A 20,835-nucleotide genomic window follows, 5' to 3' on the forward strand; every position below is an offset into this window, starting at 1 on the left:
GTTACGGTGTCTTACGTATTCAAAACAGACAGACCCGTCTCCAACTGGAAACGGGTCTGTCTGTTTATTTTCAACGAATGAGCTTACTTTTTCGTTACCCGAATCGAAATCCGGCGGTTTTGAGCCCGGCCGTCTTCTGTGTCGTTACTGGCAACCGGGTGTTCCTGGCCGTACCCTTCGGCCTCCAGGCGGGAATCCGCAATACCCAGCCCAACCAATTCTTTTTTAACCGATTGCGCCCGGTCGCCGGAGAGTTTCAGGTTGCTGGCGGCATTACCCGTATTATCGGTGTAGCCGCCCAGTTTCACGTTCACGTTCGAGTACGCTTTCAGGATATCGCCGATATTTTTCAACTGTTCCTGCGATTCGGATTTAAGGGTCGCGCTGCCCGTCTCGAACGTCAGCCGGTCGAAATCGAACCAGGTCTCTTTGTCAACGACCTTGTCTGACTTGATGAAACTCAGCAGGTTCGCTTCGATACCATCCACGTCGACCCCTTTCAGCGACACACCGCCGTCCAGACTCAGGTCGGTTGGGGTGAATTCCCGGTTGGGCGTTGCCACATTTTTGTTGTCGGCAGCCGTCGACTGTTCAAGTGGCACTTCGGTACCGGCGGCCATTTTTCCTTCTTTCGCGTAGCCCAACGTATCAGACGACTTCACCGCGATATATGGCGCAATGACCAGCGATACGATCGACATCAGTTTGATCAGGATGTTCATCGACGGGCCCGACGTATCCTTGAACGGATCGCCCACCGTATCGCCCGTTACCGATGCTTTGTGCGGCTCCGACTTTTTGTAGAACATCTCGCCGTTGATCAGAACGCCTTTTTCGAACGACTTTTTGGCGTTATCCCAGGCCCCGCCGGCGTTGTTCATGAAGATACCCATCAACACCCCCGATACGGTAACACCGGCCAGCAGACCACCCAGTACTTCGGGGCCAAAGATAAAGCCAACGATGAGGGGCACCGACAGGGCAATAGCCCCCGGAAGAATCATTTCGCGGATAGAAGCCTGCGTCGAAATGGCTACGCATTTTTCGTATTCCGGCTTACCCGTTCCTTCCATGATACCCGGAATTTCGCGGAACTGCCGACGAACTTCCTCTACCATGGCCATAGCGGCCCGTCCAACGGCGGCAATAGCGAGCGACGAGAAAATGTACGGAATCATAGCCCCTACGAACAGACCGGACAGTACGTCGGCCTTGTAAATATCGATGGCCGAGATACCCGAGATACCTACGAAAGCGGCAAACAGGGCCAGGGCCGTCAAAGCAGCCGAGGCAATAGCAAATCCTTTGCCGCTGGCAGCCGTGGTGTTGCCAACCGCATCGAGGATATCGGTACGGCCGCGTACTTCTTCGGGCAGGTAGCTCATCTCGGCAATCCCCCCGGCGTTATCGGCGATAGGCCCGAACGCATCGATTGCCAGCTGCATAGCCGTCGTGGCCATCATACCAGCTGCCGAAATGGCTACACCATATAAACCGGCGAAATGATAGGACGTATAAATACCGGCCGCCAGCACCAGAATAGGTAATACGGTCGACTCCATACCCACGGCCAGACCGCCAATGATGTTGGTAGCCGCCCCCGTAGCCGACTGCCGGATGATCGACATAACCGGGCGACGACCCATAGCGGTGTAATATTCCGTAATGATCGACATCAGCGCGCCCACGACCAGACCCGTTACAATAGCGAAGAACACGTCCAGGCGGGTGAACTCAACCCCGCGAAGCTCCATGGTTCCTTCCGGAAGTACCGCATTAACGAGAAAGTACGAAGCAACCACGGTCAAAATAATAGATCCCCAGTTACCGAGGTTCAGCGCGGCCTGTACGTTGCCGTTATCGTCTTTTACCCGAACCAGGTAGCAGGCAAGAATCGAGAAAATAAGGCCCATTCCTGCAATCAGGACGGGTAGTACGATGGGCGCGTGGCCTATGATTGGATCGTTCGGAATAACGATTTCGCGGCCCAGCACCATCGTTGCCAGAATCGTGGCCACATAGGAACCGAAGAGGTCGGCACCCATACCGGCTACGTCGCCTACGTTATCACCTACGTTATCGGCGATGGTGGCGGGGTTACGCGGATCATCTTCGGGAATTCCCGCTTCTACTTTACCCACAAGGTCGGCACCTACGTCGGCCGCTTTGGTGTAAATACCCCCGGCCACACGGGCAAACAAAGCAATAGATTCAGCACCGAGCGAAAAGCCGGCCAGCACTTCCAGCGCCCGCTCCATCGGGATGCCGTTAACGGGCAGAATACCATTTTCGGCTACGGCACCTGCCACAAAATAATTGTAGAGAAAAATAAAGAGCACACTTAGTCCCAATACGGCCAGACCGGCAACGCCGATTCCCATGACCGAACCGCCCGTGAATGATACATCGAGGGCGCGGGTAAGACTGGTACGGGCTGCGTGGGCCGTGCGCACATTTGCCTTTGTGGCGACTTTCATGCCGATATAACCGGCAAACGCGGAGGTGAACGCACCAATGGCAAAGGCGACCCCAATGAACCAGTGCGAATTTTCGACCTGCGAACCAGCAAAGGCCAGGACGGCAGCGACTACCGTTCCGAAGATGATGAGCACTCGCCATTCGGCCCGTAAAAAGGCAATGGCTCCATCGGCAATATAACCGGCTATTTCCTGCATTCGGGCATCACCAGCCTCCTGCCGGTTTACCCAACTGAATTTAGCGATCATGACCACCAAACCCACTAATCCTAAGAGTGGTACGATGTAAAGACTATTGTTCATGCGATAACTTAGAAAAGGTTATTGGAATGGGGCAAATATAGAATTTGCCCGTTCATAACGCCCTACATCAACCTAAATTCATAGAATTTTTTTGAGGATAATTTCATCTATTCTCAGAGTTAGCAGTGGGATCAGGCGTATCAGCGCACCTAACTCGCTAGTTAATAGCCGCCAGTGCACCAGTTAGAAGGTGCCGGGTCTTTCCCTTAGCCAAACCACGAATAAAGAACTCCATTCGTTAAAGTCACCCCGCTTCCTGTCCCTTGCACGTTAGCGCCGTGCCGGAACAGGTTCAGGAGATACTAGGTGGGTTTCCTGTCCTTCTGTATTACTTAAAAAAACGGTAAATTTCTATAGCATCTATTAAAGCATATAGCTTTGATTATCAATCTTATACTAATTAATATTTAGTTATTTATACGCATGAGTATCAATAAATCGAGACGGAATAGACACATCAGATTTATTCAATATAATTAATTCTCAATTTCATCATATTATCAAAATTTAATTTTATTTTAATAGCCTAATACAAAATATTATTGCGAAAATTAAGCCTTTAATAGAATAAAAAGTATACAATTACTGATCATACCAAATACCTGAACTATGATGAAATCGTTACTCACAAGCCTGCTCTTTATTGGCTTAAGTTGCTCGTGTGCCTGGGCACAGGGCCGCAGAATAACCGGCACAGTCACGGCTGATGAAGCAACGGACGGATTTGCCGGTGCTACAATTGTCGTGAAGGGGACTACCATTGGTACCGTCACCGATGTAAAAGGCGAATACAGCCTGAATGTGCCGGCATCGGGTACGACACTGGTCATCTCAGCAGTAGGCATGCAAACCATCGAAGAAGCTATTGGTGGCAAAACAACCATCAATGTCATCCTTAAAACGGACACCAAACAGTTAAGCGAAGTAATCATTACGGCCTTGGGTCTCAAAGAAGAACGGGATAAATTCGCTTCATCGGTTTCGACCGTAAGCGGTAAAAATATTGCCCGCTCGGGAGAAACCAGCCTGCTGACCGGTTTGAGCGGTAAAGCCTCGGGGGTTGTCATCACCCGGAACGGGGGCGATCCCGGCGCGGGGGCCTACATTCAGATCCGCGGGCAGAACACCATCAATGGTAACGCCCAGCCACTATTTATTGTCGACGGTATCCCCATCAGCAACTCCAGCGATAATAATGGCGCTGCTGCGGGTAACAGTATCGTTCAGCAATCACGCGTTAACGATATCAACCCCGATGATATCGAGAGTATGGAAGTATTGAAAGGTGCTTCGGCGGCTGCGTTATGGGGTACCCGGGCGGCCAACGGGGTTATCGTGATCACCACCAAGAAAGGAAAGGATACCAAAGGCAAGGTGAACATCACATTTAAATCGACGGTCTCTTTCGATGAAGTCAACAAAAACCACAAACTGCAAACCAACTACGGCCAGGGAACGGGTGGTCTTTACCAGCAGGGAAGCCGGAACACGTTCGGCGATCTGATTTCAGGCCGGGCGGGCGGGGCAGATGCCTACATCACCGACCCCGCAGCGGCTGGCTACCAGGGTTTCGTCACCTTTCCCGACGGTACCAAACGCTACGCTATAGCCCCCGGCACGGCGGCTAACCCGCATGGCGGCAAGAACGCGCAGGACACCTATGACCACACCAAAGACGTATTCCAGACGGGTCACTTCACCGACAACAGTATCAACTTCAGCGGTGGCAATGCCCGTAGCAACTTCCTGCTCAGTTATTCTAACCTGAACCAGGACGGCGTTGTCAAACAGTTCAGTACGTATCAGCGTAACACGGTCCGGTTCAACGCGGCAAGCCAGTTTACGGAGTGGTTCCGGGCATCGGCCAACGTAGGGTACACCAAAAGTTACTCGTCGCGGGTGCAGCAGGGCGATAACCTCGACGGTATCATCCTGGGTGGTTTCCGGACGCCGGGCGATTTCAACAATGACTACTACACCGGTATCTATACCAATAAAACGGGGCAGACCTTCAACGATGCCCACGTTTCATTCCGGAATCCACTCGGTGTCGACCAGAACACGATCTATGCAAACCCGATCTGGAACATTAACAACAACCGGAACACGACCGACGTCGACCGCATTACGGGCACGGCGGAGTTAGGTATTACACCAACGTCGTGGCTGAGCATCACCGCCCGTACGGGTCTCGATAACTTTACTGACTACCGACTCGAACGCTTTGCCCGTAACTCCGGCTCATATGGAACGGGACTGCTGTCCAAAAACTGGATCACGGAGAAGCAGTTCAATACCGATGTTTTCGCCAATGCAAACCACACCTTCAGCAATAACTTCAGCGGCTCGGTACTGGTTGGCGTGAACTACAACAGCCGACGGAAGGAATATATCAGCGATCAGATCACCAATCTCATCGTTCCCAACGCGCCTGATATCCTGACCAACGCGCTCAACTCGAACAGTTCGATCAGCAACTACAATTCGCTCATCCGTACGTATGCCTATTACGGGCAGGCCGAAGTACAGGCCTATGACATGCTCTTTCTGACGCTGACCGGCCGTACCGAAAGCGCGTCAACGTTCGGCTCGAAAACCAACAGTAGCTTCTTCTTCCCCTCAGCTGCCCTGGCGTGGCAGTTTACAAAGTTGAAGGGGCTGCAAGACAATCCGGTACTTAGCTTCGGTAAACTACGCCTGACCTGGGGCCAGGTGGGTATCCAGCCGCAGCCTTACCAGAACTTCACCACTTTTTCGCCCGCTTCGTATGGCGATTCCTACGCTGGTGGTCTGAAATCGGCCAGCGCGCTTTATGGTGGCGGTTACGTGCGCAGCACTACGGCGGGGAACGACTTCCTGCGGCCGGAACGGAAAACAGAAACCGAGATTGGGGTCGACCTGCGCTTCTTCAATAACCGCGTCAACTTCTCGGCTACGGCCTACGACAACTCGACCGACGATGTTATTCTTTCGCTGAACGTACCCAACGAAACGGGCTATACCGTGCGGAATGTCAATGCGGCCAAACTCTCGAACAAAGGACTTGAGTTCGAAGCCGGTGCCGATGTCCTGACCCTTGGCTATTTCAAGTGGAATTTGTCGGCTAACTTCTCCCTCAACCGGAATAAAGTGGTCTCACTGGCAGGCGCAGCAGCCCAAACCCTACCCGATAGTTACCAGCAAAATGCGTCGCTGATCGAAGGTCAGCCCTTCGGTATCTTTTACTCGACCGATTTTCTGAAGGATGAGTCGGGTAAGTATCAACTCGACGCCAACGGTTTTCCACAAGGCGGAACGGGGAATGAGATCATTGGCGACCCCAATCCAACGTGGCGGGGCGGCCTGGGCAGCACGTTCTCCTATAAAGGACTTTCGCTCGCCGTACTGTTCGACCGGGTAGCTGGCAACGACTTTTATAACGGCACCCGTGGCGCGCTGTACAGCTTTGGTGTTCACGCCGATCAGGGCGGCACAGCCATTGCTCCCGCAGGCGGCATCAAAGACGTAACGGGCAAGACAATAGCCGCCGGCACGGCCTTCCAGGGTCAGATCAAGGACTTCGGCGCGGGTCCCGTAGCACTCAACCAGGCCTGGTACCAGGGTCGGGGAACGTCGTTCAACTCGGCTTCTTACAAGCAGTTTATCGAAGACGGTAGTGCTACCCGCCTGCGGGAGATCACGCTGACCTACAGCCTGCGCAGCGAGGGCTTCCGCCGGATTACCCACCTATCGAACGTCGACTTCAGCCTCACCGGACGTAACATCCTCTTATGGACCAAGTACACCGGCACCGACCCTGAAGTAAATATCACCGGCGCTGGTTTATCCCGCGGTCAGGACTGGTTCACCAACCCAAACACGAAATCGCTGCTGTTCTCATTGAGAATTACGTACTAAACCTGCTTTGGGCCACAAACTTATCTGAACTATGAAAAAATCATTCTCCTATAAAATTGCCACCCTGCTGGTAGCCGTTACCCTCCTCAGCAGTTGCAGTGAACTGTTCAACGAGCCAAACATCCAGAGCAATCCCAATGCCGTTACCGACGTGAGCATCCCCACTCTACTGTCGGGTACGCTGGTTGGCGTAACGATTCTGCACGAGGATACCGACGTCCGCATTAGCGCGATCTGGGCGGGGCAGCTGAACGGCCTGAGCCGCCAGCACCAGGGCTACGCCCAGTACATTGTATCGGCCCAGAATTTCTCGTGGAGTCCCCTTTATCCGGTAGCCAGCCAGGCACGGCTCATCCAATCCAAGGCCGATGCCGTCGGTGATAAGTGGACAAAGGGTGTTGGGCAGGTGCTGGAAGCGCTGGTCATTGCCAAGGCAACGGCTCTCTATGGCGACGTACCCTATAGCCAGGCATTCGACGACGTGAAATACCCCACACCCGTGTTCGACAAGCAGGCCGATGTATATGCAGCCCTACAAACCACGTTGGACAACGCCATCCAAAACCTGTCGGCAACGAGTGGGTTGGCGTTTATAGACCAGGATTTCATCTACGGGGGTAACGTTGCGAAATGGAAAGCGGCTGCCTACACGCTGAAAGCCCGGTTATATCTGCACATGGGCAACTACGCCAAAGCCGTTGAAAGTGCGGCATCGGGCATTAGTAGTCCGGCAGCTGATGCCCTCTCGCCCCACGGGGCCAGCCAGGGTATCGATTACAACCAGAACTATGACTTCTTTCGGGTCAACCGCCCCGGCGATACGGGTTTCGATGGCGCTTACCTGCCCCTGCTGATGCAGTCACGCATCAAATCGGCCAATACAAAGACCGACGAGACGGCCCTCTATAACCACTATTTCAAGGTAGGTGTGGTATCATCCGGCACCCTGGATCCTAACGTAGTCGATGGTGCGTTCACGTCCAATGCGCCCCATCCTATTATTACCTATTACGAAAACCAGTTGATCATTGCTGAAGCGCAGGCTCGCCTGGGCGATATGGGGAAGGCACTGGCAGCGCTCAATCTGGTTCGGGCCGGGCTGGCCGGGGGTACGCTGAATGGCAAAACGCTCCCCGTAGCCGGTCGCCAATATGATGCCTATGAGCTAAGTGACTTCAGCCCTGCTGGTCTGGCCAACCCGACCAAAGCGGCCACTACCCAACTGGCTCTGCTGTATGAAATTGTGGTTCAGCGCTATACCTTCTTTCTGATGCAATACGAAGCGTACAATGATGTTCGGCGGCTGGAGAAAGCAACGCCCGTGGTTCAGTTACCAATTCCCTTGTATACCGGTAATCAGAAACCCGAACGCTTCATTTATCCGCAGGGTGAAGTCAATACAAACCCGAATGTGCCCAAACCACTTCCAAACCAATTTCAGAAAGTACCGATTTTTCAATAACACGTTTAGATATTCGTAAATCGGTTAAAAGGCTACCTCTTTTTTAGGTAGCCTTTTCTTCTTTTTACCTTGAACATAAATCGTAAATTTGTCGGGTTCCCCAATAATCTGCCTCTCGCCTGTGTTTCTTAGAAAAATAGTCCCCATCCTGCTCTTTGGCAGCCTGTTCACTTTTGTTACGTTCGCTCAGGTTCCCTACGGACCTATCAAACCTACCCCACCCGGCGAAATTCTATCGAACCTCCACAAGCTCAACGTTCTCGGCTCGGTGCTGTACGTGGCGGCCCACCCCGATGATGAAAACACGCTGTTCCTGGCCTACATGGCCAAAGACCGGCTGGTTCGTACGGCTTATCTTTCGCTTACGAGGGGCGACGGTGGTCAGAACCTGATTGGTCCGGAACAGGGCGAAAACATTGGCGTGATCCGAACGCAGGAACTGCTGGCCGCCCGGCGGGTCGACGGTCCCGACCAGTATTTCAGCCGGGCTTATGACTTCGGGTTCTCCAAATCGACCGACGAGGCCGTGCGGACCTGGGGACAGGACAAAGTGCTCGCCGATGTCGTCTGGATGATTCGCAAGCACCAGCCCGACATTATCATCACCCGCTTTCCACCCGACGCCCGGGCAGGTCACGGACACCACAGTGCCTCGGGATTTCTGGCGGAGGAAGCGTTCAAGATTTCCGGTGATCCAACTAAGTTTCCCGAGCAACTGGCGTTCGTCAAACCCTGGCAGGCCAAGCGTGTGATGTGGAACATGTTCATTCCCGGTCAGTTTCTGAGCAACAAAAAACCGGAAGAAGCCGGTAACCTCATCGGGATCGAAACGGGCCTGTTCAACCCGATGCTGGGTCGTTCCTACGGCGAAATTGCATCGGAAAGCCGTAGCCAGCACAAGAGCCAGGGATTTGGCGTACCCGCCAGCCGGGGTGCCAAGGTCGATTACCTGTTGCTGAAGAACGGTGACCCGATGGAGAAAGACCCTTTCGATGGTATCGATTTAACGTGGAAACGCGTGGCCCGCAGCGAAGGCGTGCAGGGGATGGTAACGCAGCTTATTGCCGGTTACAAAGCCGATCGCCCGGCCGCTTCAGTGCCCGCGCTGGTGCAGCTCTACGGCGCCCTCAACAAACTGGATACGACCAACAATTACGTACGGGCCAAGCGGCAGGAGGTACAGAATCTGCTTCAGCAGTGTTTGGGCCTGTGGTTCGAAACCAATCCGGTCGATTACGCGGCCACACCCGGCGAAACGATCAAACTAACCACCAATATCACCGGTCGTACCGATGTGCCCGTTAAATTGGTAGGGGTTCGCTATTCGGCGGGGAAAGACACGACGATGAACGTAACGCTCAAACCAAATGACGTTATCCAGTACGCAACATCGGTAACGATTCCGAAAAGCCAGAAGATCTCGCAGCCGTACTGGCTTGAAAAGCCGATCGTCAAGGGCGTTTTTCAGGTCGACGACCAACAGTTGATTGGCCTGCCCGAGAATCCACCGGCGCTGTCGGCGAGTTACACGTTTGAAATCGACGGACAGCGGTTTACCTTTTCCCGGCCCGTCGTCTACAAATCGACCGACCCCGTCGACGGCGAAATCTACCGTCCGTTCATCGTTCAGCCCGACGTAACGGCCAACCTCACCGAGCGCGTGTTCACGTTCTCGGGTGCCCCCGCCGTTGCAAAAACCGCCGAAGTGGTGCTGAAAGCCGGTCGTGCTGATGTGAGCGGTACGCTGACGCTCAATGTACCCGACGGGTGGCGCGTTGAGCCTGCGTCACTGCCGTTCTCACTAAAGGGCAAAGGCGACGAACAACGCATCTCTTTCTCGGTGTCGCCCACGGCAAAAGCGACCAATGGCAAGTTACAGGCTGTTATGACCACTAATGGTGGCACGTTCACCAGCGGCCTGCGTTACGTAGCGTACAAACACATTCCAACCCAGACGCTTTTCCCGGCCGCCGAGGCTAAACTTGTAAAGCTGGATGTGAAGGTAACGGCCAAAAACATTGGTTACATCGTTGGTGCGGGCGACGAGATTCCGGCGGCCTTACAGCAAATGGGGTGCCGCGTGACGGTGCTTGGCCCGGCGGAGTTGAACGGCAACCTGTCTGCCTACGACGCCATTATCACGGGCGTTCGGGCCTACAATACGGACGCCAGCCTCGCCCGCTATCAGCCTAAGCTGATGGAATACGTTAAGAACGGAGGCACTATGATTGTGCAATATGTTACGCCGAACAGTTCGTTCCTACGCACCGAGCCACCTCTCCCACCCCTTGGTCCTTACCCATTCGCCATCAGTCGGGAACGGGTAACGGAAGAGGATGCAAAAATGACGTTTGTGAATCCCCAGCATCCGTTATTGAATACACCCAACAAAATCACTGACGCCGATTTCAGCGGCTGGATTCAGGAGCGCGGCATCTATTTCGCGCAGGACTGGGCGAAGGAATACGAACCCGTTTTCTCGGCCAACGACCAGAACGAAGCGCCCAAGCAGGGTAGCCTGATCTACGCTAAATACGGCAAAGGGCATTTCATGTATACCGGACTGGTTTTCTTCCGCGAATTACCCGCCGGTGTGCCCGGTGCCTACCGGCTCTTCGCCAACATGATCTCAGCGGGTAAACCGTAGGAGTGATAGTAGGATTGAAGTCGGGCTTAGAACCCGACTTCAATCCTACACTCTTTTACCCAATCGTTTGGGTTAACTGCTTCAGGCGTAGGTGCTGGAGGAGCATGATCGTTTTGCCGTCCATGATCTCTCCCCGTTGCATCATGGCGAGTGCCTCGCTGAAGGGTAATTCCAGAATATCAATCTCTTCCTCATCGATACCACCCCCGGTATTTCGTTCGGTGTCGGCTGTGTATTCAGCGATGTAAAAGAAAAGCTTCTCGGTGACAGAGCCCGGACTCATATACGCTTCCATAATCTTCTCGACCGATTGAATCCGGTAGCCGGTTTCTTCCTCCGTCTCGCGGAGAATGGCCGTTTGCGGGTCGTCGTTGTCGAGCAGGCCCGCGCACGCTTCGATCAGCATGCCCGACGAAGGGCCACCGTTACTGTTACCGTTGACAAACGTGGGCAAGCGAAACTGCCGGGTCAGAATAACCGTATCCGTCTCCGGGTTATGTAGTAGAATCGTAGCCCCGTTTCCCCGATCGTAGGCCTCGCGCTGCTGCGTTGTCCATTGTCCGTTTTTGCCGAGATAATTGAATGTGTAGCGCTTGAGCACGTACCAGTTGTCAGAAAGCAACTTCTCTTCGGTTATGCGTATTCGTTCACTATCCATATGTTTGATTTTGATTGATATTGTTTATTTTTGTTCAAAAGAACACAATCACTATGAATTTTCAACATCGGAAGCGACTTATTTTGCAAACGGTCGATGAACGGGGTTCAGCCGATGTACAGGAATTGGCCGATTTGCTACAAACGTCAGCGATGACGATCCGGCGGGACTTGGTGCAACTGGCTGCATCAGGGCTCATTTATCGAACCCGGGGCGGGGCCATGACGGTAAGCCTGGCGACTGATTCACACCGATTCGCGAATAAAACCGCTGTAAATCCAGAACGGAAAGATTACATATGCCAACTGGCAGCCGCCGAAATCCAGGAAGGCGACATCATTTTCATGGACTGCGGCAGTACCGTGTTCCGACTGTGCCCCTTTATTCGCCACAAGCGCATTACCGTTGTGACAAACTCCCTGCCCGTAGTGGCTGAACTGCTATCATCAGAAGTAACCGTGAATCTGGTGGGGGGCGAAGTCGACAAAGAGCGGCAGGCCATCCATGGACTCATTGCCGAAGAGCACATGGCCCGTTACCGCGCCAACCGGGCGTTCATTGGGGTAGACGGTATATCGCTCAAAAATGGTTTGAGTGCCAACGGCGAACGCGAAGCCGGCACGGCGATGATGATGGCACGGCAGTCCCAAATGACTTACCTGTTGTGTGATTCATCCAAGCTGGAAACCGACAAATATCTTCAATTCGCCCCGTTGAGTCTGTTTGATGTATTGATCACCGATGCAGAAGCACCCGACGAGACGGTAGCCGCCTATAAACAGGCTGGCGTAACCATCCTGAACTGAACAAGCATTGTGCGTAGGCCGTACTTCAGGCTTGAGAACCCGCCCTCACACGCTATTTTTGCCCCATGTGGCACATCTGGATTGATACCGGCGGTACGTTTACCGACGGTCTGGCCCGCGACCCCGCCGGGAATCTACACCGTACAAAAGTTCTCAGCAGCAGTCGGCTACGGGGGCAGTTGGTTGATACTAAACTCATTGCTCCCTGGCTTTCTGCCCCCATCTTCGACGGCTATCAACTGCGCATCGTCGAAACGGGCGAAACAACCACCGTTGTCTCGTTGAAACTCGATGGATCGCTGGTTTTGCGTAACGCGGACATCCTGTCGGCCAATGCTGTTGCTAATGCGGACCGGATGTCCGCGTTACGGACGGTCGAGCTGTTTACGGATGAGGAAGCGCCGGTGCTGGCGACCCGTTTACTCACGCAGACACCATTGAACGAGTCGTTTCCGGCGCTGGAGATGCGATTGGGCACAACGAAAGGTACCAACGCCCTACTCGAACGGAAAGGCGGTCGGGTAGCGCTGGTCGTAACGAAAGGATTCAAAGACCTGCTCGACATTGGCACCCAGCAGCGGCCCAATCTGTTTGAACTAGCCATTCCACCCGCCGAACGCCTGCATGATCGGGTGCTGGAAGTAGATGCGCGCATGGCCGCCGACGGACAACTTATAGTGCCCCTGACGGAAACAATTATTACCGATCTAATCCAGCAGCTTCGGCAACTCAAGCCTGATGCCGTTGCTATTTCGCTGCTCAACGCCTACCGAAACCCGGATCACGAAAACCAGCTATACGATGCACTCACCCGGGCTGGCTTTCCACTGGTAACGCTTTCAACGTCGGTATCAACGGCACCGGGCTACGTTTCCCGCACCCAAACCACCGTCGTCGACGCCTATCTGACACCGGTACTACGGTCGTATCTAACAAACGTACAAACGCAGCTGAGCGGCACAACGACCGGGCTTACATCAGGACGCAAACAGTCCGTGCGTATTATGACCAGTACGGGGGGGCTGGTTCGGGCTGATTTGTTCCGGCCCAAAGACAGCTTGCTCAGCGGTCCGGCGGGGGGTGTTATCGGCGCAGCCACCATCGGCTCCCAACTGCACACCAGTGGCTACCAGACCGACGGTACATTGACCCTCGACATGGGCGGCACCAGTACCGATGTGGCGCGAATTCAGGGTACGCCTGATTACCGTTTCTCCACGAAAATCGGCCCGTTCGACCTACAGTTACCCTCGCTGGCCATCGAAACTGTAGCGGCTGGTGGCGGATCGGTTTGCTGGTTCGAGGGGAGCGGATCGACATTCGGGCAACTGCGGGTAGGTCCGCAAAGCGCCGGTGCCAATCCCGGCCCGGCCTGCTACGGAGCGGGTGGTCCGCTCACGATCACTGATGTTAACCTGCTGCTGGGTAAACTCCACCCCAGGCAATTCGGGATTCCGGTGTTTGCTGAACGAGCTGAAGAAGCATTACAAACCGTCATTCAGCAGATTACCGGTAAAACCGGGACTGCTCCCGACGCCATCGAACTGTTGCGCGGCTTCGAGCATATTGCGAATGAAACCATGGCCGGGGCCATTCGCAAAATATCCGTTGCCCGTGGGTTCGATCCCAAAGTTTATAGCTTGCTGGTCTTTGGCGGGGCGGGCGGTTTACACGGCTGCGCGATTGCCCGGCTTCTGGGCATGGAACAGATCCTGTTACCGTTCGATGGAGGTCTGTTAAGCGCCTATGGCATTGGCCAGGCCCAGATCGAGCGAATAGTCGCCCGGTCGGTATTACGTCCTCTGGACGAGGTCGAGCAACTGCTGAGCAGGGAGATCAGCGAGTTAAGTCAGCAGGCTATGGCCGAACTCAGTCAGGACGTCGGCGCAACTACCGAACTGGCCGTTAAGTCGGTGATGTTGCACATGCGCCTGCAAGGGCAGGAAGCAACGATTGAGGTCGTCGTTCCGGCCACTGCGACCAGCCAGGCCAGTGCCTTGTTTGAAGAGAAATACCAGCAGTTGTACGGCCATTACCCCGTCGGTCGACCAATCGAAGTCGAAAGTATCCGGGTTATTGCCAGCACGATTGCCCCCGATTCCACCGCCAGTAGCCCGCCTTCGAGCCATCGGCATGCGGTACCGGCCTTCGAAACGGACGCTTACCCGGCTTACGACTGGACGAAATTGCAGGAGGGCGACACGTTTCGGGGACCGGCCTTGCTGCTCAACACCACCTCCTCCGCTTTTGTCGAGCCCGGCTGGCGGCTCGTTGTGCAAAACAGCCGGGACGCCGTACTGGATTACATTGCCGATGTAGAGACACCGGACCAAACAAAACAAACCGAGGTCGTCCAGCTTGAACTGTTCACGCAGCGTTTCCGGGCTATTGCGGAGGAAATGGGTGCTCAGCTGCAACGAACGGCTTTTTCTACGAACGTAAAAGAGCGGCTTGACTTCTCCTGCGCGCTGCTCGATGCCAACGCCCAACTGGTAGCCAATGCGCCCCATATCCCGGTGCACCTCGGTAGCCTGGGCGTTTGTGCGCGGCTTTGCCTGGCCCAGTTACCCCTAGGCCCCGGCGATGTACTGATTACCAACCACCCCAAATTCGGGGGTTCCCACCTGCCCGACGTAACGCTTTTGCAGGGCGTTTTCACCGATGATAACGAACCGCAGCTGATCGGCTACGTCATCAACCGGGCGCACCACGCCGAGATTGGCGGGAAAGTCCCCGGCTCCATGCCACCGGATGCAACCTCACTCGTGGAAGAAGGCGTCGTGCTGGAACCGCAATACGTGGTGAAGGGGGGCGTGTTCCTGTGGGAAAGCGGGGCTGACGGTGCAGTCGACGGTTTGTCGTCCCGCTTTACGGATACCCCCTACCCGACCCGCGCCCTGGCCGAAAACCGCGCCGACATTGAAGCGGCACTGGCTTCGTTACGGGCGGGCGAAACGGCTCTGCAAACGCTCGCCCGGCAGTACGGGCTGGCTACGGTCCATCAGTATATGACCCGTCTTCAGCAGTCGGCTACCGACGCCATTACAGCGGTACTGGCCCCGCTCAACGGACAGACCTTTACGGCCGGTGAAGCGCTCGACGATGGGCATACCATCCGGGTTGCCATGACGGTTGCAAACAGGCAGATTACATTCGATTTTACCGGCACGTCGGGCGTCCATCCCAACAACCTGAACGCGAACGTATCCATCCTTCACAGTGCGGTGCTCTACGTGCTGCGGCTATGGTGCGCCAACGATATTCCGCTGAATGAGGGTCTGATGGCTCCCGTTGCCTTTATCCTTCCCGAGTCGTCCTTCCTGAACCCCGTCTTTCCTGACATGCCGGAGCAATGCCCGGCCGTGGTAGGTGGTAATACCGAAGTGAGCCAGCGGCTGGTCGATACGTTACTGAAAGCGTTACAGTTGTCGGCCTGCAGTCAGGGAACCATGAACAACTTCCTGTTCGGCAATGGGCAATTCGGGTACTACGAAACCATTGGCGGGGGCGCGGGCGCAACGAATGGAGCGAATGGGCGATCGGCCGTGCATCAGCACATGACCAACACAAAACTCACCGATCCTGAGGAACTGGAACGGCGTTATCCCGTTCGGCTGCATCAGTTTGCCATTCGGACGGGTTCGGGCGGGGCGGGCCAATGGCAGGGCGGGAATGGCATCATCCGGGAGATTGAATTTCTAGCCCCCGTACAGGCTACCCTCCTGAGCCAGCATCGGCGGGTAGCGCCTTATGGCCTTCATGACGGAGAACCAGGAGCGGTTGGTCAGCAAACGCTCATCCATGTGGATAGGACAGAAGAAACGGTACCCGGCATATTCACGCGGGCGATGGCCGCTGGCGAACGAATCCGGATCAAGACGCCGGGGGGCGGGGGCGTCGGAAAACTAACGGGCGAATAAATGCTTCACCATTGAACCTGTTTTGGGTTACTGATAGCATAAAGCTGGCCGTATTCTAAACAGAATTAATATTCGGGTAAAGCTATTCCTGTTCACGCCCGGACGTGGCCGTCCAGGATACAGTAGCCCTGTTACCTGACGGGGGCATTTGCCCGACCTAAAATTCTAACTAGATTCAACAGTTATAGGCAGTTGGCGCAACAAATAGGGCTATACGGATCGTTGTATAATTTAGAGAAAATAATGTAGTCTTGTTACCCAAACTATTCCCTGCATGATCCAGACCAAGCTGATTCCCCGCACAGCCGAAGCCCATGAGCCGCCGATGCTCATCAAAAATATGCTGGCTCAGTCGCTTAGGTACGAGCCACAACGCGAGATTGTATACCGCGATTTGTTTCGGATGAACTACGTTACGTTCAACCAGCGGGTTCGGCAACTAGCCAACGTCCTGACGGGGCTGGGTGTTCAACCGGGTGATACGGTCGCGATGTTCGACTGGGACAGTCATCGCTACCTCGAATGCTTCTTTGCCGTAACCAGCATGGGAGCCGTTCTGCATACGGTCAACATCCGGCTGTCGCCCGCGCAAATTCTGTATACGGTGAATCATGCGCAGGACAAGGTCATCCTGATCCATGACGACTTTCTGCCCATACTGACGGCGATTAAAGACCAGATCACTACGGTAGACAAGTATGTGCTTATCTCGGATAAAGTTTACGTCGATCTCAACGCTATCGGTGAGGTTCCTGCTGGTTTTTCGGGTGAGTACGAAGCCTTGCTCAAAGGGACATCAGCGGAGTATGAGTTTCCGGATTTTGACGAAAACACCTGGGCAACCACGTTTTACACAACCGGCACAACGGGAAACCCAAAGGGCGTTTATTTCTCGCACCGGCAATTGTTCATGCACACCATGGGGCTGGCCTCGTACGTCTGCGGTTACCAGGCCGTACCGTTCTCAGCCATGACGGACGTGTACATGCCTATTACGCCCATGTTCCACGTCCATGCCTGGGGGTTTCCCTTCCTGGCAACTATGCTTTCGGCCAAACAGGTCTACGCAGGCCGTTATGACCCGGAACTGGTTCTGAAGCTACTTCTTCAGGAAGGCGTTACCTTCTCGCACTGTGTACCGACGATCCTGAACATGCTCGTCAACAGCCCGGCTGCTCAGAAATTTAAAGCCCAGCTAAGCAAATGGAAAGTGATCATTGGTGGTTCGGCGCTGACCAAAGGTCTGGCCAAAGGTGCGCTCGATCTGGGTATACAAGTGTACCAGGGATACGGCATGTCGGAAACCGCCCCGATTATGTCCCTGACCTACCTCAACGATCTGGAACGCGATCTGCCGATCGATGACCAGATCGAGTTTAGAACCCGTGCCGGTCGGATAGCGCCCTTTATTGAGATGCGCCTGATGAACGACGATGGTACGTTTGCGCCCCACGACGGGCATGCGCTGGGGGAAATAGTAGCCCGTGGTCCGTGGCTCACGCAGGGATACTACGAAGACCCCGAGCGGGGTGCTGACCTCTGGAAGGGCGGCTGGCTGCATACAGGCGACGTGGCTAGCATCACGCCCGACAACTGGGTACTGATTTCTGACCGTACCAAAGATGTTATCAAGACCGGGGGCGAGTGGGTATCATCGCTCGATATGGAAGATGCGCTCTCACAGCTGGAAGGCGTAGCCGAATCGGCGGTTGTTGGCCTGCCGGACGAACGCTGGGGTGAACGGCCACACGCCCTGATCGTGCAGAAGCCGGGTTATGAACTTACCGCCGACGGTATAAAAACAGAACTCCAAACGAAAGTGGATCGGGGCGACCTTCACAAGTGGTACGTTCCCGACCGGATTTTATTTGTCTCCGAGATTCCCAAGACGAGCGTTGGCAAAATCGACAAGAAACGCATCCGCTCCGAAATGAAGGAGCAGATCCTGGGAGCCGTTAACGCTTAATTAAACTTATACCTGTCAGCGTAGGAAGGCATAGGCAACAAGGCGTAACTTTTCGCTGCGTTTTCGGTGCCTTTCTTCGTTTCTGGCGGTTACTCTATCATGACCCGAATTGGCCTTCTCTCCGATACCCACTCCTACCTGGATCCCCAGATTTTTACCCATTTCGATACCTGCGATGAAATCTGGCACGCGGGCGACGTAGGTAACCTGGCCGTGATGGAGCAATTGAAAGCGTTTCGTCCCCTACGGATCGTGTGCGGCAACATCGATCGGGAAGCCAGCGACCTGCCGCTGAACGAGCGTTTCCAGCTAGAAGGCGTCGATGTGTGGATGACGCACATTGGCGGTACTCCGCCCCGGTATAACCCAACCGTCCGACCCGAATTGAAGGGTAACCCGCCTAACCTGTTCATCTGCGGGCACTCACATATCCTCAAGGTTACCCGCGATCCAACCCTACAGAACCTGCTCTTTGTGAACCCCGGTGCGGCTGGCAAAACAGGCTTCCACGTTATGCGAACGGTAGTACGGTTCTCGCTCGATGCCGGAAAAATTCTGGATATGCAGGCGATCGAGCTGGGCAAGAAATGACCATCTTCCTAGGTTCGTTCATCCATAAAAAAAGGGCTTCCTATGTAGGAAGCCCTTCTCTATATATATGCATCCAGCTTATAAAGGCAGGGATGGCTCAATCTCGGAAGGCTTGGACTCCTTACCGATCTCTTCCTTAACCTCTTCGCTGTTTTTGTAAGCCTGGTAGACTGTTTCACGCTCGAATGGACGTTTGCCAATCAGACGAACCAGGTCGTTTTGGTACAGGATTTCTTTCTCCAGCAGTTCTTTTGCCAGGATCTCCAGCGCGTCGCGATGCTCAACCAGCATCCCTTTGGTGCGAACGTAAGCTACATCAACGATCTTGCGAACCTCCTGGTCGATGTGCTTGGCTGTTTCTTCCGAATACGGTTTGTTGAAGTTGTAATCAGACTGCTTCGAATCGTAGAACGACACGTTTCCGATCACATCATTCATACCGTACATGGTTACCATGCTATAGGCTAGCTTGGTAATACGCTCCAGATCGCTCAACGCACCAGTCGACACTTTACCGAAGATGATATCCTCAGCAGCGCGGCCACCCAGAGCCATGCACATTTCGTCCATCAGCTGCTCGGTGCGATATAGATACTGTTCACGTGGAAGGTACTGCGCATAGCCCAAAGCAGCTACACCACGCGGTACGATCGACACTTTAACGAGCGGATCAGCAAATTCCAGGAACCAGCCCGCAACCGCGTGTCCAGCTTCGTGGTAGGCAACGATTTCTTTTTCTTCGGGCGAAATGAGCTTGTTCTTCTTCTCCAGACCACCAATGACGCGGTCCATAGCATCCTGAAAGTCTTTCATATCCACCGACTCTTTGTCGCTACGAGCGGCAATCAGGGCGGCTTCATTACAGACGTTAGCAATCTCGGCACCGGCAAAGCCCGGTGTTTGAGCAGCTAACTGCTTTGGATCAACGTCGGTCGACAGTTTGATCGGCTTCAGGTGGACTTTAAAGATCGCTTCACGACCGACTACGTCCGGCTTATCAATGCTGATCTGACGGTCGAAACGGCCAGGGCGCTGCAGGGCAGGGTCCAGCACGTCGGGGCGGTTGGTAGCAGCCAGGATAATGATACCGGAGTCGGTAGCAAAACCATCCATCTCTACCAGCAGCGAGTTCAATGTGTTTTCGCGCTCGTCATTGGCACCGGGCATGGAACCCCGTCCCCTCGAACGACCAACAGCGTCAATCTCATCGATGAAGATAATACAAGGTGCTTTTTCCTTGGCCTGTTTGAACAGGTCACGTACACGGGCTGCGCCTACGCCTACGAACATCTCCACAAAGTCGGAACCCGACAGCGAGAAGAACGGAACGCCTGCTTCGCCCGCAACAGCTTTCGCCAGCAAGGTTTTACCAGTACCCGGAGGGCCAATCAGCAGCGCACCTTTAGGGATTTTAGCACCCAGTTTGGTGAACTTGGTTGGATTCTTGAGGTAGTCGACAATCTCCTTAATCTCTTCTTTGGCTTCGTCAAGGCCAGCTACGTCGTTGAACGTGATCTTCACCTTGCTATCCGCATCGAAAAGAGCCGCTTTTGACTTGCCGATGTTGAAGATCTGCCCACCTGGCCCTCCTGCGCCGGACATCCGCCCAAGCAGGAAATACATAGCCAGCAGCATAACGATCAGGAAACCCCACGTGCTGATAATGTTGCCGAAATCACTGCGCTGTTCAAACCGGTAATCGATCTTTTCGTTGTCAGGTATGCCCTGCTGGATGGTATCAAGATCCTTTTTAAACGAGTCGCTGGAGGCAATGTTAAACTGGAAATGCGGACCATGACTGGTACCGAAGTAAGGTTTATCGGCAAACAGGTTGCGATATTTCGTGCTTTGAGCCGCCTGTTGGGTAAGCGTTATCTCAGCGACGCGGTCATTGACGACAACCACCTCAGACACTTCACGATCTTTCATCATCCGCTCGAAACGCTTTTGTGAGATTTCACGGGTAGCTGAGCTTTTGTTGAAAAATGTGATGCCAAGGATGGCGGCAATGAGTAGAGCGACGATCCAGCCCTGGAAATTAGGCTTACGTGGGCCGCCCCGGGGTACTAACGGATTTCTATTATTGTTATCTGACATTTCCTCAGGTT

At 54.2% G+C, this 20,835-nt stretch carries 10 protein-coding genes; 7 read left to right on the forward strand and 3 right to left on the reverse strand.

What is annotated here, in order from left to right:
• Window positions 1-83 precede the first annotated feature (83 nt).
• Window positions 84-2,780, reverse strand: a complete 2,697-nt coding sequence (locus FH603_RS05985; protein WP_186736548.1) for a sodium-translocating pyrophosphatase — start codon at window positions 2,778-2,780, stop codon at window positions 84-86.
• 609 nt (window positions 2,781-3,389) lie between these two features.
• On the opposite strand from FH603_RS05985, the gene FH603_RS05990 reads away from it, so the two are divergent.
• From FH603_RS05990 to FH603_RS06000, 3 genes are all read left to right on the forward strand, one after another.
• Window positions 3,390-6,677, forward strand: a complete 3,288-nt coding sequence (locus FH603_RS05990; protein ID WP_235985393.1) for a SusC/RagA family TonB-linked outer membrane protein — start codon at window positions 3,390-3,392, stop codon at window positions 6,675-6,677.
• Between the two features lie 31 nt (window positions 6,678-6,708).
• The gene (locus FH603_RS05995) at window positions 6,709-8,139 is read left to right on the forward strand and encodes a SusD/RagB family nutrient-binding outer membrane lipoprotein (protein WP_186736549.1); all 1,431 of its coding nucleotides are present in this window, start codon (window positions 6,709-6,711) and stop codon (window positions 8,137-8,139) included.
• 121 nt (window positions 8,140-8,260) lie between these two features.
• Window positions 8,261-10,786 carry a PIG-L family deacetylase gene (locus tag FH603_RS06000; RefSeq protein ID WP_186736550.1) on the forward strand — a complete coding sequence of 842 codons (2,526 nt, stop codon included), beginning with the start codon at window positions 8,261-8,263 and terminating at the stop codon, window positions 10,784-10,786.
• Window positions 10,787-10,841: 55 nt separating this feature from the next.
• On the opposite strand, the gene FH603_RS06005 is transcribed toward FH603_RS06000, so the two are convergent.
• Window positions 10,842-11,444: an NUDIX domain-containing protein gene (locus tag FH603_RS06005; RefSeq protein ID WP_186736551.1), complete on the reverse strand. Its 603-nt coding sequence runs from the start codon at window positions 11,442-11,444 to the stop codon at window positions 10,842-10,844.
• Between the two features lie 53 nt (window positions 11,445-11,497).
• Here FH603_RS06005 and FH603_RS06010 point away from each other — a divergent pair, with 53 nt between their 5' ends.
• The 4 genes from FH603_RS06010 (at window position 11,498) to FH603_RS06025 (ending at window position 18,727) form a co-directional block, all read left to right on the forward strand.
• Window positions 11,498-12,250, forward strand: a complete 753-nt coding sequence (locus FH603_RS06010) for a DeoR/GlpR family DNA-binding transcription regulator (protein WP_186736552.1) — start codon at window positions 11,498-11,500, stop codon at window positions 12,248-12,250.
• A gap of 65 nt (window positions 12,251-12,315) precedes the next feature.
• Window positions 12,316-16,170, forward strand: coding sequence for a hydantoinase B/oxoprolinase family protein (locus FH603_RS06015; protein WP_186736553.1), 3,855 nt, complete (start codon window positions 12,316-12,318; stop codon window positions 16,168-16,170).
• A gap of 274 nt (window positions 16,171-16,444) precedes the next feature.
• Entirely contained in the window at window positions 16,445-18,136 is a 1,692-nt protein-coding gene (locus tag FH603_RS06020; protein ID WP_186736554.1) for a fatty acid--CoA ligase, read from the forward strand.
• 99 nt (window positions 18,137-18,235) lie between these two features.
• On the forward strand, window positions 18,236-18,727 hold the full coding sequence (locus tag FH603_RS06025; RefSeq protein ID WP_186736555.1) for a metallophosphoesterase family protein: 492 nt from the start codon (window positions 18,236-18,238) through the stop codon (window positions 18,725-18,727).
• A gap of 78 nt (window positions 18,728-18,805) precedes the next feature.
• Here the strand turns inward: FH603_RS06025 and ftsH are convergent, their stop codons facing one another.
• Window positions 18,806-20,824, reverse strand: coding sequence for an ATP-dependent zinc metalloprotease FtsH (ftsH, locus tag FH603_RS06030; protein ID WP_186736556.1), 2,019 nt, complete (start codon window positions 20,822-20,824; stop codon window positions 18,806-18,808).
• Window positions 20,825-20,835 lie beyond the last annotated feature (11 nt).

This window comes from Spirosoma utsteinense (assembly GCF_014282275.1).
GTDB classification, from domain to species: domain Bacteria; phylum Bacteroidota; class Bacteroidia; order Cytophagales; family Spirosomataceae; genus Spirosoma; species Spirosoma utsteinense.